At 67.8% G+C, this 13,378-nt stretch carries 22 protein-coding genes; all 22 read left to right on the forward strand.

Annotated elements, in window-relative coordinates; translation table 11 throughout:
- Nucleotides 1-215: 215 nt before the first annotated feature.
- The 22 genes from rpsL to rplR all read left to right on the forward strand — a co-directional run bounded on the left by rpsL (nt 216) and on the right by rplR (nt 13,365).
- A complete protein-coding gene (rpsL, locus tag ACPFP2_RS08535; protein ID WP_007465318.1) occupies nt 216-590 on the forward strand; it encodes a 30S ribosomal protein S12 in 375 nt (124 codons plus the stop codon).
- Nucleotide 591: 1 nt separating this feature from the next.
- On the forward strand, nt 592-1,062 hold the full coding sequence (gene rpsG, locus ACPFP2_RS08540; RefSeq protein ID WP_091290369.1) for a 30S ribosomal protein S7: 471 nt from the start codon (nt 592-594) through the stop codon (nt 1,060-1,062).
- 75 nt (nt 1,063-1,137) lie between these two features.
- A complete protein-coding gene (fusA, locus tag ACPFP2_RS08545) occupies nt 1,138-3,234 on the forward strand; it encodes an elongation factor G (protein WP_424087785.1) in 2,097 nt (698 codons plus the stop codon).
- 222 nt (nt 3,235-3,456) lie between these two features.
- Complete coding sequence (tuf, locus tag ACPFP2_RS08550; protein ID WP_424087786.1) at nt 3,457-4,650, forward strand: elongation factor Tu; 1,194 nt, start codon at nt 3,457-3,459, stop codon at nt 4,648-4,650.
- Between the two features lie 352 nt (nt 4,651-5,002).
- Nucleotides 5,003-5,311: a 30S ribosomal protein S10 gene (gene rpsJ, locus ACPFP2_RS08555; RefSeq protein ID WP_007073037.1), complete on the forward strand. Its 309-nt coding sequence runs from the start codon at nt 5,003-5,005 to the stop codon at nt 5,309-5,311.
- A gap of 11 nt (nt 5,312-5,322) precedes the next feature.
- Nucleotides 5,323-5,988, forward strand: a complete 666-nt coding sequence (gene rplC, locus ACPFP2_RS08560; protein WP_424087787.1) for a 50S ribosomal protein L3 — start codon at nt 5,323-5,325, stop codon at nt 5,986-5,988.
- The gene (rplD, locus tag ACPFP2_RS08565; RefSeq protein WP_424087788.1) at nt 5,985-6,635 is read left to right on the forward strand and encodes a 50S ribosomal protein L4; all 651 of its coding nucleotides are present in this window, start codon (nt 5,985-5,987) and stop codon (nt 6,633-6,635) included. The genes rplC and rplD overlap by 4 nt, the downstream gene beginning before the upstream one ends.
- Nucleotides 6,632-6,934, forward strand: a complete 303-nt coding sequence (rplW, locus tag ACPFP2_RS08570; RefSeq protein ID WP_073834931.1) for a 50S ribosomal protein L23 — start codon at nt 6,632-6,634, stop codon at nt 6,932-6,934. The genes rplD and rplW overlap by 4 nt, the downstream gene beginning before the upstream one ends.
- A gap of 12 nt (nt 6,935-6,946) precedes the next feature.
- Nucleotides 6,947-7,786 (forward strand): 50S ribosomal protein L2, encoded by an 840-nt coding sequence (gene rplB / locus ACPFP2_RS08575; RefSeq protein ID WP_262283037.1) that lies wholly within the window; start codon nt 6,947-6,949, stop codon nt 7,784-7,786.
- A gap of 12 nt (nt 7,787-7,798) precedes the next feature.
- The gene (gene rpsS / locus ACPFP2_RS08580; protein ID WP_013735950.1) at nt 7,799-8,080 is read left to right on the forward strand and encodes a 30S ribosomal protein S19; all 282 of its coding nucleotides are present in this window, start codon (nt 7,799-7,801) and stop codon (nt 8,078-8,080) included.
- Nucleotides 8,081-8,120: 40 nt separating this feature from the next.
- Nucleotides 8,121-8,576, forward strand: a complete 456-nt coding sequence (rplV, locus tag ACPFP2_RS08585; RefSeq protein WP_088976122.1) for a 50S ribosomal protein L22 — start codon at nt 8,121-8,123, stop codon at nt 8,574-8,576.
- Nucleotides 8,576-9,433: a 30S ribosomal protein S3 gene (rpsC, locus tag ACPFP2_RS08590; RefSeq protein WP_088976121.1), complete on the forward strand. Its 858-nt coding sequence runs from the start codon at nt 8,576-8,578 to the stop codon at nt 9,431-9,433. The genes rplV and rpsC overlap by 1 nt, the downstream gene beginning before the upstream one ends.
- Nucleotides 9,434-9,436: 3 nt before the next feature.
- Complete coding sequence (gene rplP, locus ACPFP2_RS08595) at nt 9,437-9,862, forward strand: 50S ribosomal protein L16 (protein WP_088976120.1); 426 nt, start codon at nt 9,437-9,439, stop codon at nt 9,860-9,862.
- Nucleotides 9,862-10,098 carry a 50S ribosomal protein L29 gene (gene rpmC / locus ACPFP2_RS08600; RefSeq protein WP_013288628.1) on the forward strand — a complete coding sequence of 79 codons (237 nt, stop codon included), beginning with the start codon at nt 9,862-9,864 and terminating at the stop codon, nt 10,096-10,098. The genes rplP and rpmC overlap by 1 nt, the downstream gene beginning before the upstream one ends.
- Nucleotides 10,095-10,373: a 30S ribosomal protein S17 gene (gene rpsQ / locus ACPFP2_RS08605; protein WP_424087790.1), complete on the forward strand. Its 279-nt coding sequence runs from the start codon at nt 10,095-10,097 to the stop codon at nt 10,371-10,373. Before rpmC ends, rpsQ begins: the two co-directional genes overlap by 4 nt.
- 98 nt (nt 10,374-10,471) lie before the next feature.
- Nucleotides 10,472-10,840, forward strand: coding sequence for a 50S ribosomal protein L14 (rplN, locus tag ACPFP2_RS08610; RefSeq protein WP_007073026.1), 369 nt, complete (start codon nt 10,472-10,474; stop codon nt 10,838-10,840).
- A complete protein-coding gene (gene rplX / locus ACPFP2_RS08615) occupies nt 10,837-11,157 on the forward strand; it encodes a 50S ribosomal protein L24 (RefSeq protein WP_174242669.1) in 321 nt (106 codons plus the stop codon). Before rplN ends, rplX begins: the two co-directional genes overlap by 4 nt.
- Entirely contained in the window at nt 11,157-11,726 is a 570-nt protein-coding gene (rplE, locus tag ACPFP2_RS08620) for a 50S ribosomal protein L5 (protein WP_091290346.1), read from the forward strand. Before rplX ends, rplE begins: the two co-directional genes overlap by 1 nt.
- A 4-nt stretch (nt 11,727-11,730) precedes the next feature.
- On the forward strand, nt 11,731-11,916 hold the full coding sequence (locus ACPFP2_RS08625) for a type Z 30S ribosomal protein S14 (RefSeq protein ID WP_007073023.1): 186 nt from the start codon (nt 11,731-11,733) through the stop codon (nt 11,914-11,916).
- Between the two features lie 96 nt (nt 11,917-12,012).
- Nucleotides 12,013-12,420: a 30S ribosomal protein S8 gene (gene rpsH, locus ACPFP2_RS08630; protein WP_007073022.1), complete on the forward strand. Its 408-nt coding sequence runs from the start codon at nt 12,013-12,015 to the stop codon at nt 12,418-12,420.
- A 16-nt stretch (nt 12,421-12,436) separates the two neighbouring features.
- Nucleotides 12,437-12,979: a 50S ribosomal protein L6 gene (gene rplF, locus ACPFP2_RS08635; protein ID WP_424087792.1), complete on the forward strand. Its 543-nt coding sequence runs from the start codon at nt 12,437-12,439 to the stop codon at nt 12,977-12,979.
- An 8-nt stretch (nt 12,980-12,987) separates the two neighbouring features.
- On the forward strand, nt 12,988-13,365 hold the full coding sequence (gene rplR / locus ACPFP2_RS08640) for a 50S ribosomal protein L18 (protein WP_205801978.1): 378 nt from the start codon (nt 12,988-12,990) through the stop codon (nt 13,363-13,365).
- Nucleotides 13,366-13,378: the final 13 nt, after the last annotated feature.

Raw genomic sequence — 13,378 nt, forward strand, 5'->3', positions numbered from 1 at the left:
AGCCGGCACGCGGTCCGCCGTGCGCCGGTGAACACATCCGGTGGCACGCGTGAGCGACGGCACCGGACCGTGAGCTGGGCGACACGCCCGACCGCGGGTGCTGGGGCCTCCGCAAGGCGGCCCTGGTTGGAATGTAGGAGAGCCGTCCATCACGGGCGGCTGACGAGCAGACGGCGCGGTCGCCTCGCAGCGGCCGAAGGGAGCGGAGAAACCCGGTGCCCACCATCCAGCAGCTGGTCCGAAAGGGCCGCCAGGCCAAGACGACCAAGACCAAGACCCCGGCGCTGAAGGGGTCCCCCCAGCGGCGCGGTGTGTGCACCCGCGTGTACACCACCACCCCCAAGAAGCCGAACTCGGCGCTCCGCAAGGTCGCGCGTGTCAAGCTCAGCAGCCAGATCGAGGTGACCGCCTACATCCCGGGCGTGGGTCACAACCTGCAGGAGCACTCGATCGTGCTCGTCCGCGGCGGTCGTGTGAAGGACCTCCCCGGCGTGCGTTACAAGATCGTCCGCGGCTCGCTGGACACCCAGGGTGTCCGCAACCGCAAGCAGGCGCGCAGCCGTTACGGCGCGAAGAAGGAGAAGAGCTGACATGCCGCGTAAGGGGCCCGCTCCGCGGAAGCCGCTGGTCGCTGACCCGGTGTACAACTCGCCGTTGGTCACCCAGCTGGTGAACAAGATCCTGCTGCGCGGCAAGCGCCAGCTCGCCGAGCGCATCGTGTACGCGGCCCTCGAGGGCTGCCGCGAGAAGACCGGCACCGACCCGGTCGTGACGCTCAAGCGCGCGATGGACAACGTCAAGCCGACCCTCGAGGTGCGCAGCCGCCGTGTCGGTGGCGCCACCTACCAGGTGCCGGTCGAGGTCCGCCCGGCCCGGGCGACCACCCTCGGTCTGCGCTGGCTGGTCAGCTACTCCCGCGCCCGGCGTGAGAAGACCATGATCGAGCGGCTGATGAACGAGCTGCTGGACGCGAGCAACGGTCTGGGTGCCGCCGTCAAGCGGCGCGAGGACACGCACAAGATGGCCGAGTCCAACAAGGCCTTCGCGCACTACCGCTGGTAACACCTTGGTTCCGGCGCCGCACCGGCGCCGGAACCGCCACCAGTTGTGTCGAGACGACGATAAGTAGGGATTGAAGTGGCCGCCGCAGACGCGCTCGCCAACGTACGCAACATCGGCATCATGGCGCACATCGATGCCGGTAAGACCACTACCACCGAGCGGATCCTGTTCTACACCGGTATCACGTACAAGATCGGTGAGGTCCACGAGGGCGCTGCCGTCATGGACTGGATGGAGCAGGAGCAGGAGCGTGGTATCACCATCACCTCCGCTGCCACCAAGTGTGAGTGGAAGGGCCACACGATCCAGATCATCGACACGCCCGGCCACGTCGACTTCACGGTCGAGGTCGAGCGGTCGCTGCGGGTTCTGGACGGTGCGGTCGCGGTCTACGACGGTGTCGCCGGCGTGGAGCCGCAGACGGAGAACGTCTGGCGTCAGGCCGACAAGTACAACGTCCCGCGGATGTGCTTCGTCAACAAGCTCGACCGGACCGGTGCCGACTTCTTCCGCTGCGTGCAGATGATGATCGACCGGCTGAACGCCACCCCGCTGGTGCTCCAGATCCCGATCGGCGCCGAGTCCGACTTCATCGGCGTCGTCGACCTGGTCGAGATGCGGGCGCTCACCTGGCGCGGCGAGACCCAGAAGGGTGAGGACTACGCGGTCGAGGAGATCCCGGCCGACCTCGCCGACTCCGCCGCCGAGTGGCGCGAGAAGCTGATGGAGACCCTGGCCGACGTCGACGACGCGGTGATGGAGAAGTACCTGGAGGGCGAGGAGATCTCCGTCGAGGAGGTCAAGGCCGCCATCCGTCGGTCCACCATCGCCGGCAAGGCCAACCCGGTCCTCACCGGCACCGCCTTCAAGAACAAGGGCATCCAGCCGATGCTGGACGCGGTCGTCGCGTACCTGCCGTCGCCGCTGGACATCCCGGCGATCGAGGGCACGGCCACCGACGGCGAGACCCCGATGCAGCGCACGCCGTCGGTGAAGGAGCCGTTCTCCGGCCTGGCCTTCAAGATCCAGACGGACAAGCACCTCGGTAAGCTCACCTACGTGCGGATCTACTCCGGCACGCTCGAGTCCGGCTCCCAGGTGGTCAACTCCACCAAGGACCGCAAGGAGCGGATCGGCAAGATCTACCAGATGCACGCCAACAAGCGGGAGGAGCGCAGCTCCGCCCAGGCCGGCGACATCATCGCGGTGCAGGGTCTGAAGCAGACCACCACCGGTGACACCCTGTGCGACCCGGCGAACCCGGTCATCCTGGAGTCGATGACCTTCCCGGAGCCGGTCATCGAGGTGGCCATCGAGCCGAAGACCAAGGCCGACCAGGAGAAGCTCAGCACCGCCATCCAGCGGCTGGCCGAGGAGGACCCGACCTTCCGCGTCAAGCTGGACGACCAGACCGGTCAGACGGTCATCTCCGGCATGGGCGAGCTGCACCTGGACATCCTGGTCGACCGGATGCGCCGCGAGTTCAACGTCGAGGCGAACATCGGTAAGCCGCAGGTGGCGTACCGCGAGACCATCCGCCGCAAGGTGGAGAAGGTCGAGTACACCCACAAGAAGCAGACCGGTGGTTCCGGCCAGTACGCCCGGGTGATCATCAGCCTGGAGCCGCTGCCGCTGGGCAACGACGCGCCGACCTACGAGTTCGCCAACGCCGTCACCGGTGGCCGCATCCCGCGGGAGTTCATCCCGTCGGTGGACGCGGGCGCGCAGGACGCCATGCAGTACGGCATCCTCGCCGGCTTCCCCCTGGTGGGCGTCAAGCTCACCCTGGTGGACGGCCAGTACCACGAGGTCGACTCGTCGGAAATGGCGTTCAAGATCGCCGGCTCGATGGCGATGAAGGAGGCGGCCCGCAAGGCCGACCCCGCGCTGCTCGAGCCGATGATGGCCGTTGAGGTCACCACTCCTGAGGAGAACATGGGTGACGTCATCGGCGACCTCAACTCCCGCCGTGGCATCATCCAGGCGATGGAGGAGCGCAGCGGCGCCCGCGTCGTCCGGGCCCTGGTGCCGTTGTCGGAGATGTTCGGCTACGTCGGCGACCTGCGGTCGAAGACCCAGGGCCGGGCTAGCTACAGCATGCAGTTCGACTCCTACGCCGAGGTCCCGCAGGGCGTCGCGAAGGAGATCATCGCCAAGGCGACGGGTGAGTGACGCTCACCTGAGTTGATCCGGTGATCCGGGGCCGGCCGCGGGAGGGTTTCCTTCCGCCCGCGGCCACCTCGGTCGGGTTGTGTGAATCCGGGCCTGTAGGCTTCATCGCCGCAGAACCCACCAAGCTCTCCGGCCATCAGGTCGGAAAGGCTGTCGACAGAGTCCTAAGCGCCAATCGGCGCGCCGGGGCGAACGAACCAAGAAGTCCACAGGAGGACACCAGTGGCGAAGGCGAAGTTCGAGCGGACTAAGCCGCACGTCAACATCGGCACCATTGGTCACATCGACCACGGTAAGACGACGCTGACGGCGGCCATCACCAAGGTCCTGCACGACCAGTTCCCGGACCTCAACCCGTACACGCCGTTCGACGAGATCGACAAGGCGCCGGAGGAGAAGGCCCGCGGCATCACGATCTCCATCGCGCACGTCGAGTACCAGACCGAGGCGCGTCACTACGCGCACGTCGACTGCCCCGGTCACGCCGACTACATCAAGAACATGATCACCGGTGCCGCGCAGATGGACGGCGCGATCCTGGTGGTGGCGGCGACCGACGGCCCGATGCCGCAGACCCGCGAGCACGTGCTGCTGGCCCGTCAGGTCGGTGTGCCGTACATCGTCGTGGCGCTCAACAAGAGCGACATGGTCGACGACGAGGAGCTCCTGGAGCTCGTCGAGCTCGAGGTCCGCGAGCTGCTCTCCTCGCAGGAGTACCCGGGTGACGACCTGCCGGTCGTCCGGGTCTCGGCGCTCAAGGCCCTGGAGGGCGACCCGGAGTGGACCGGTCGTCTGATGGAGCTGATGAACGCCGTCGACACCGCGATCCCGCAGCCGGAGCGTGAGACCGAGAAGCCGTTCCTCATGCCGATCGAGGACGTCTTCACGATCACCGGTCGTGGCACGGTCGTCACCGGTCGCGCGGAGCGCGGCATCCTCAAGCCGAACGAGGAGGTGGAGATCGTCGGCATCCGCGAGAAGTCGATGAAGACCACCTGCACCGGCATCGAGATGTTCCGCAAGCTGCTCGACGAGGCCCGCGCGGGCGAGAACGTCGGTCTGCTGCTGCGCGGCATCAAGCGCGAGGACGTCGAGCGCGGCATGGTGGTCGTCAAGCCGGGCACCACGACCCCGCACACGGAGTTCGAGGCGACGGTCTACATCCTCTCCAAGGAGGAGGGCGGCCGGCACACCCCGTTCTTCCAGAACTACCGTCCGCAGTTCTACTTCCGGACCACGGACGTCACCGGCGTCGTCACGCTGCCCGAGGGCACCGAGATGGTCATGCCGGGCGACAACACCACCATGAGCGTGAAGCTGATCCAGCCGATCGCCATGGAGGAGAACCTCAAGTTCGCGATCCGCGAGGGCGGTCGTACGGTCGGCGCCGGTCGCGTCACCAAGATCGTCAAGTGAGCTAGGTAACCCCGATTAGCGTTGCCGCCGGTCGTGCGGCATACTAGTCAGGTTGCGTAACGACGGTTAGTCGTCCGCGTCCGGTGAACGCTGGACCTCCGGAAGACCAACAGTCGCGCGTAGGGTGGTTGATCGCCCCTGGCGGTCAACCACCCTCGCACGGCGTCCGGATCGCTGTGATGCGATCGGCGCCTTGACCCACCGCACGGTCAGGAGAATCGCTCCGGAGTCCCGGGGCGGAGCCTGGTCCGAGGGCGCGACACGCCCGACCGCGGGGGTCGGCGAAGTGGGCCTGTACCAGCCGGTACAGCCCCCGCACACAGCGGCATCGAGAGAAGGAACAGAAGCCACCATGGCGGGACAGAAGATCCGCATCCGGCTCAAGGCCTATGACCACGAGGTCGTCGACTCCTCGGCTCGGAAGATCGTCGAGACGGTGACGCGCACCGGGGCGCAGGTCGCAGGCCCGGTGCCGCTGCCCACGGAGATCAACCGTTTCTGCGTTATCCGCTCGCCGCACAAGTACAAGGACTCGCGCGAGCACTTCGAGATGCGCACGCACAAGCGGCTGATCGACATCATCGACCCGACCCCGAAGACGGTCGACTCGCTCATGCGCCTCGACCTGCCGGCTGGCGTCGACATCGAGATCAAGCTGTAGGGACCGGACAGATGGACAGGCAAGTCAAGGGGATCCTGGGCGCCAAGCTCGGCATGACCCAGGTCTGGGACAACAACAAGGTTGTGCCCGTGACCGTGGTGCAGGCCGGCCCGTGCGTCGTCAGCCAGGTTCGTAGCGCCGAGAAGGACGGGTACTCCGCCATCCAGCTCGCCTACGGCACGATCGACCCGCGCAAGGTCAAGAAGCCGATCAGCGGGCACTACGCGAAGGCGGACGTCGCGCCGCGCCGGCACATCGTCGAGCTGCGCACCGTCGACGCCGCGGACTACTCGCCGGGCCAGGAGGTCACGGTCGAGGAGTTCCCGGCCGGCGTCGTCATCGACGTCACCGGAAAGACCAAGGGCAAGGGCTACGCCGGCCCGATGAAGCGGCACGGCTTCCACGGTCTGCGCGCCAGCCACGGTGTGGAGCGCAAGCACCGCTCGCCGGGCTCCATCGGCGCGTGCGCCACCCCGGGTCGCGTCTTCAAGGGCACCCGGATGGCCGGTCGGATGGGTGGCGTGCGCTACACCGTCCAGAACCTGACCGTCCAGGCGGTCGACACCGAGAACAACCTCCTGCTCGTCCGTGGTGCCATCCCCGGCCCCAAGGGCGCGCTGGTCCTGGTTCGTACCGCGGCCAAGACCAAGGTGAAGAAGGGCGGTGCGGCCAAGTGACCACCGTTGACGTCCGCAACGTCGAAGGCGCCAAGAGCGGTTCCGTCGAGCTGCCGGCCGACATCTTCGACGTCCAGGCCAACATCGCGCTGATGCACCAGGTCGTGGTGGCCCAGCTCGCGGCGGCCCGCCAGGGCACGCACAAGGTCAAGACCCGCGGCGAGGTCGCCGGTGGCGGCAAGAAGCCGTACAAGCAGAAGGGCACCGGTCGTGCCCGCCAGGGCTCGATCCGCGCGCCGCAGTTCGCCGGCGGTGGCGTGGTGCACGGCCCGGTCCCGCGCGACTACAGCCAGCGGACCCCGAAGAAGATGAAGGCCGCCGCCCTGCGTGGCGCCCTCTCCGACCGGGCCCGCGCCGGCCAGGTGCACGTCGTCGAGGCGTTCGTCTCGGGCGAGAAGCCGTCGACCAAGGCCGCTCTGGCCACGCTGGCCAAGCTGACCGAGGCCCGTCGGGTCCTCGTCGTGCTGAGCAGCACCGACGAGCTGAACTGGGTGTCGCTGCGCAACGAGCCGCGGGTGCACCTGATCGAGGCCGGCCAGCTCAACACGTACGACGTGCTGGTGGCCGACGATGTGGTCTTCACCAAGGAGGCCCTGGACGAGTTCCTGGGCGTTCCCGCCGAGACCACCGAGGAGGGTGGCAAGTGAGCACGATCGCCGACCCGCGGGACATCATCGTCGCGCCGGTCGTCTCGGAGAAGAGCTACAGCGAGCTGAACCGGAACTGGTACACCTTCCTGGTGCACCCGGACGCCAACAAGACCGAGATCAAGATCGCTATCCAGCAGATCTTCAACGTCCGCGTCCTGACGGTCAACACGCTCAACCGCGAGGGCAAGCGCAAGCGCACCAAGACCGGCTTCGGTCAGCGCAAGGCCACCAAGCGGGCGATCGTGAAGCTGGCTGACGGTGACCGTATCGAGGCCTTCGGCGGCCCGGTCAGCTGAGGGGTGTAGACAATGGCTATCCGTAAGTACAAGCCGACGACGCCGGGCCGGCGTGGCTCCAGCGTCGCCGACTTCGCCGAGATCACCCGGTCGACGCCCGAGAAGTCGCTGCTGGCTCCGCTGCCGAAGAAGGGCGGACGCAACGCCCACGGCCGGATCACCACCCGGCACCACGGTGGCGGCCACAAGCGGCAGTACCGCCTGATCGACTTCAAGCGGGTCGACAAGGACGGCGTGCCGGCGAAGGTCGCGCACATCGAGTACGACCCGAACCGCACCGCGCGCATCGCGCTGCTGCACTACGCCGACGGCGAGAAGCGCTACATCATCGCGCCGAAGGACCTGAAGCAGGGTGACCGGGTCGAGTCGGGCCCGAGCGCGGACATCAAGCCGGGCAACAACCTGCCGCTGCGCAACATCCCGGTCGGTACGACGATCCACAACGTGGAGCTTCGTCCGGGCGGTGGCGCCAAGCTGGCCCGTTCGGCCGGCGTCGGCATCCAGCTGCTCGGCCGTGAGGGCGTGTACGCGACCCTCCGCATGCCGTCCGGCGAGATCCGGCGGGTCGACGTGCGCTGCCGCGCCAGCATCGGCGAGATCGGCAACGCCGACCAGTCGAACATCAACTGGGGTAAGGCCGGCCGTATGCGGTGGAAGGGCAAGCGCCCGACCGTCCGTGGTGTCGCGATGAACCCGGTCGACCACCCGCACGGTGGTGGTGAGGGTAAGACCTCCGGTGGTCGCCACCCGGTCAACCCGCAGGGTAAGCCCGAGGGCCGCACCCGTCGTAAGGGCCAGCCGAGCGACCGGCTGATCGTCCGCCGCCGCTACGCCACGCGTAAGCGCGGCTGAGGGAGATAGAGCATGCCTCGCAGCCTGAAGAAGGGCCCGTTCATCGACGACCACCTGCTCAAGAAGGTGGAGACGCAGAACGAAAAGGGCTCGAAGAACGTCATCAAGACCTGGTCGCGGCGCTCGACGATCATCCCCGAGATGCTGGGGCACACGATCGCCGTGCACGACGGACGCAAGCACGTCCCGGTGTTCGTGACCGAGGCCATGGTCGGGCACAAGCTCGGCGAGTTCGCGCTGACCCGCACGTTCAAGGGTCACGAGAAGGACGACCGGAAGAGCCGCCGGCGCTGACGCCGCGGGCATACGGATAGAGGAACAAGGGGTTACAGCGATGCCAGGAAAGGGCGACGCTCCGGTGCTTCCGGGCGCGCGGGCGGTTGCGCGGCACGTGCGCATCTCGCCGATGAAGGCGCGCCGGGTGGTCAACCTCGTCCGCGGCCTGCCCGCGAAGGAGGCGCTCACGGTGCTGCAGTTCGCGCCGCAGGCTGCGAGCGAGCAGGTGTACAAGGTGCTCGCGAGCGCGATCGCCAACGCGGAGAACAACGAGCGGCTGGACCCCGATGCGCTGCTCGTCAGCGAGGCGTTCGTCGACGAGGGCCCGACGATGAAGCGGTTCCGGCCGCGGGCGCAGGGCCGGGCCTACCGGATCCGCAAGCGGACCTGCCACATCACCGTGGCGGTCGAGGCGGTCGCGCCGGCCGCGCCGAAGAAGTCGGCGAAGAAGGCCGCTCCGGCCGCGCAGGCCGAGGCCGCCGAGGGGCAGAGCAAGACGGAGGGTGCCGAGTAATGGGTCAGAAGGTTCACCCCACTGGATTCCGGCTCGGCATCTCGACCGACTGGAAGTCCCGCTGGTTCGCGGACAAGCTCTACAAGGACTACATCGGCGAGGATGTCAAGATCCGCCGGATGATGTCCAAGGGCCTCGAGCGCGCCGGCATCTCCAAGGTCGACATCGAGCGCACCCGGGACCGGGTCCGCGTGGACATCCACACCGCCCGGCCGGGCATCGTCATCGGCCGTAAGGGTGCGGAGGCCGACCGGATCCGCGGCGAGCTGGAGAAGCTCACCGGCAAGCAGGTGCAGCTCAACATCATCGAGGTGAAGAACCCCGAGTCGGACGCGCAGCTCGTCGCCCAGGGCGTCGCCGAGCAGCTGTCCAGCCGGGTCAGCTTCCGTCGGGCGATGCGCAAGGCCATGCAGTCGGCGATGAAGAACCCGGTCTGCAAGGGCATCCGGGTCCAGGTCTCGGGTCGTCTCGGCGGCGCCGAGATGAGCCGGACCGAGTTCTACCGCGAGGGTCGGGTCCCGCTGCACACGCTGCGGGCCAACATCGAGTACGGCTTCTTCGAGGCCCGTACCACCTTCGGCCGGATCGGCGTGAAGGTCTGGATCTACAAGGGTGACGCCGTCCCGGGCCGGGAGGCTCCGGCCGAGGCCGGTCCGTCCCGCCCGCGCCGTGACCGCGGCGACCGCCCCGAGCGGCCGCGCCGTGGCCGGTCGGGTTCGTCCGGCACGACCGCCGGTGGCACCGAGGCCGGCCGGGCTGCTGCGACCACCATCGCGCAGCAGGCCGAGACGCCGAGCGGCGAGCCGGTTGACGCCGGCGCCGTCGCCGCTGCGGCAGAAACGCAGCAGGAGGGCTGACAGATGCTGATGCCGCGCAAGCCCCCGAAGGGCTTCCGCAAGCCGCACCACCCGGACCGCAGTGGCGCGTCCAAGGGTGGTAACCGGGTGGTGTTCGGCGAGTTCGGGATCCAGGCTCTCGAGCCGGCGTACGTGACCAACCGCCAGATCGAGTCGGCGCGTATCGCGATGACCCGTCACATCAAGCGTGGCGGCAAGGTCTGGATCACGGTCTTCCCGGACCAGGCCCTGACCAAGAAGCCGGCCGAGACCCGGATGGGTTCCGGTAAGGGCTCGCCCGAGTGGTGGGTCGCGAACGTCAAGCCGGGGCGGGTTCTCTTCGAGATGTCCTTCCCCAACGAGCAGATCGCGCGAGAGGCGATGCGTCGCGCGATCCACAAGCTCCCGATGAAGTGCCGCATTGTTACGCGCGAAGTGGGTGAATCCTGATGGCAGCGGGCGTCAAGCCTTCCGAGCTGCGTGAGCTCTCCGAGGAGGAGCTGGTCACGAAGCTGCGCGAGGCCAAGGCGGAGCTGTTCAACCTCCGCGTGCAGGCCGCGACCGGTCAGCTGGACAACAACCGGCGGCTGCAGGTCATCCGTCGGGAGATCGCCCGGATCTACACGATCATGCGTGAGCGCGAGCTGGGTCTCTCGGCCGCGCCGACTGAGGTGACTGCATCATGAGCGAGAACACGACCACCGCCGCTGCGCGGGCCCGCCGTAAGGTGCGTGAGGGCCTCGTGGTCAGCGACAAGATGGAAAAGACCGTCGTGGTCGAGGTCGAGGACCGGGTCAAGCACGCGCTGTACGGCAAGATCATGCGCCGTACCCGCAAGCTGAAGGTGCACGACGAGCAGAACTCGGCCGGCATCGGCGACCGGGTCCTGATCATGGAGACCCGGCCGCTCTCCGCCACCAAGCGGTGGCGGCTCGTGGAGATCCTCGAGAAGGCCAAGTAGCGAAGGCTCGAGCTCGGCCGGCATCGGTCGGGCGCAGGTTCCGCCAGGCTCCGGCCGCCCGCGGGCGGCCGGAGAACCGGCAGACATAGGAGATAGACGTGATTCAGCAGGAGTCGCGACTGCGCGTCGCCGACAACACGGGTGCCCGGGAGATCCTGTGCATCCGGGTTCTCGGTGGCTCCGGTCGGCGCTACGCGAGCATCGGCGACGTCATCGTGGCCACGGTCAAGGACGCGATCCCCGGCGCTGGTGTGAAGAAGGGCGACGTCGTCAAGGCCGTCGTCGTCCGCACCGCCAAGGAGAAGCGGCGGCCGGACGGCTCGTACATCCGCTTCGACGAGAACGCCGCCGTCATCATCAAGGACGGTGGGGACCCGCGCGGTACCCGTATCTTCGGCCCGGTCGGTCGTGAGCTGCGGGACAAGCGGTTCATGAAGATCATTTCTCTCGCGCCGGAGGTGTTGTGACCGTGAAGGTCAAGAAGGGCGACACGGTCGTCGTCATCGCCGGCAAGGACAAGGGTGCCAAGGGCAAGGTCATCGCGGCCTACCCGCGGCAGGACAAGGTCCTGGTCGAGGGCGTGAACCGGGTCAAGAAGCACACCCGCATCAGCACCACCCAGCGTGGCGCCAAGACCGGTGGCATCGTCACCCAGGAGGCCCCGATCCACGTCTCGAACGTGATGGTCCTGGACTCCGACGGGAAGCCGACCCGCGTCGGTTACCGGGTCGACGACAACGGCCAGAAGGTCCGCATCGCGCGTAGCACCGGTAAGGACCTGTGATGACCACGGCTACCGAAACCAAGACCATGCCGCGCCTCAAGGAGCGGTACCGTAACGAGATCGTGGCCGAGCTGCAGAAGCAGCACAGCTTCGCGAACCCCATGCAGGTTCCGCGGCTGGTCAAGATCGTCGTCAACATGGGTGTCGGCGAGGCCGCTCGCGACGCCAAGCTGATCGACGGCGCGGTCCGCGATCTGGCCACCATCACCGGCCAGAAGCCGCAGGTGCGGCGTGCGACCAAGTCGATCGCGCAGTTCAAGCTGCGTGAGGGCATGCCGATCGGTGCGAAGGTCACCCTCCGCGGCGACCGGATGTGGGAGTTCCTGGACCGGCTGCTGTCGATCGCGCTGCCGCGTATCCGCGACTTCCGCGGCCTGGACGGGCGCAAGCTCGACGGGCACGGCAACTACACGTTCGGTCTGACCGAGCAGTCGGTGTTCCACGAGATCGACCAGGACAAGATCGATCGCCAGCGGGGCATGGACATCACGGTGGTCACGACCGCCACGACCGACGACGAGGGCCGGGCGCTGCTCAAGCTCCTGGGCTTCCCGTTCAAGGAGAACTGAGCGAATGGCCAAGAAGGCGCTGATCCTCAAGGCGGCCGCGAAGCCGAAGTTCTCGGTTCGCGCGTACACCCGCTGCCAGCGGTGCGGGCGTCCGAAGGCGGTCTACCGCAAGTTCGGTCTCTGCCGGGTGTGCATCCGGGAGATGGCCCACCGCGGTGAGCTGCCCGGCGTGTCCAAGGCTTCCTGGTAATAGCCCGGCGCGCTCCGGCGCGTCAGCTGAACTGTCTCTTCGCCGTAGGCCCCGGGCCCAGCCCGGGGAACCCCGGCGAGAAAGGTTGACGAATTCATGACGATGACCGACCCGATCGCAGACATGCTCACGCGTCTGCGTAACGCCAACCAGGCGTACCACGACCGGGTGACGATGCCCTACTCCAAGATCAAGGCGAACATCGCCGAGGTCCTGAAGACCGAGGGTTACATCGCCACCTGGTCGGTCGAGGAGCCCGAGGAGGGCGCCGTCGGCAAGCGACTGGTCGTCGAGCTGAAGTACGGCCAGAACCGCGAGCGCAGCCTGGCCGGCATCAAGCGTGTGTCCAAGCCCGGTCTCCGGGTGTACGCCAAGTCGGACGGGCTCCCGCGGGTGCTCGGCGGGCTGGGCGTGGCGATCATTTCGACGTCCCAGGGGCTGCTCACCGACCGGCAGGCCCGCAAGCGGAGCGTTGGCGGGGAAGTCCTCGCCTTCGTCTGGTAACGGGAGACAGGTAGAAATGTCGCGCATTGGACGTAAGTCGATCCCGGTACCGACCGGCGTCGACATCACGATCGAGGGCCAGACCGTCAAGGTCAAGGGTCCGAAGGGCGAGCTGTCGCACACGCTCGCCGAGCCGATCACGGTGGAGCGGGCCGAGGACGGCCAGCTGCAGGTCAACCGGCCGAACGACGAGCGCAAGGCCAAGGAGCTGCACGGCCTGAGCCGTACCCTGGTCGCCAACATGATCGTCGGGGTGACCGAGGGCTACCGCAAGAGCCTGGAGATCGCCGGTACGGGTTACCGCGTCACCGCCAAGGGCAAGGACCTCGAGTTCGCGCTCGGGTTCTCGCACCCGGTGCTGGTGCCGGCCCCGGAGGGCATCACCTTCACGGTGGAGAAGCCGACGCTGTTCCACGTGGCCGGCATCGACAAGCAGCAGGTCGGCGAGGTTGCCGCCAACATCCGGAAGATCCGCCCGCCGGAGCCCTACAAGGGCAAGGGCGTGAAGTACCAGGGCGAGGTCATCCGCCGCAAGGCTGGAAAGGCAGGTAAGAAGTGAGCGCCACGCTGCTCAAGCGCCGCCGCGGCGTCGCCGCCAAGCGTGCCGTCGGGCGTGCGCGCCGGCACTTCCGGGTCCGCAAGAACATCAGCGGCACCGCCGAGCGTCCCCGCCTGGTGGTCACCCGTTCCCTGCGGCACATCGTCGCCCAGATCGTGGACGACACCAAGGGTCACACCCTGGCGTCGGCCTCGACCCTGGACGCGTCGCTGCGCGGTGCGGAGGGCGACAAGAGCGCCCTGGCCGGCAAGGTCGGCGCCCTGCTCGCCGAGCGGGCCAAGGCGGCCGGCGTCTCCAAGGTCGTCTTCGACCGCGGTGGCAACCGGTACGCGGGGCGGGTCGCCGCGCTTGCCGACGCCGCCCGCGAAGCCGGGCTCGAGTTCTAGAAACCCCGTCACG

Origin of the sequence: Micromonospora citrea (genome assembly GCF_049629545.1) — a bacterium.
GTDB classification, from domain to species: Bacteria; Actinomycetota; Actinomycetes; order Mycobacteriales; family Micromonosporaceae; genus Micromonospora; species Micromonospora citrea_A.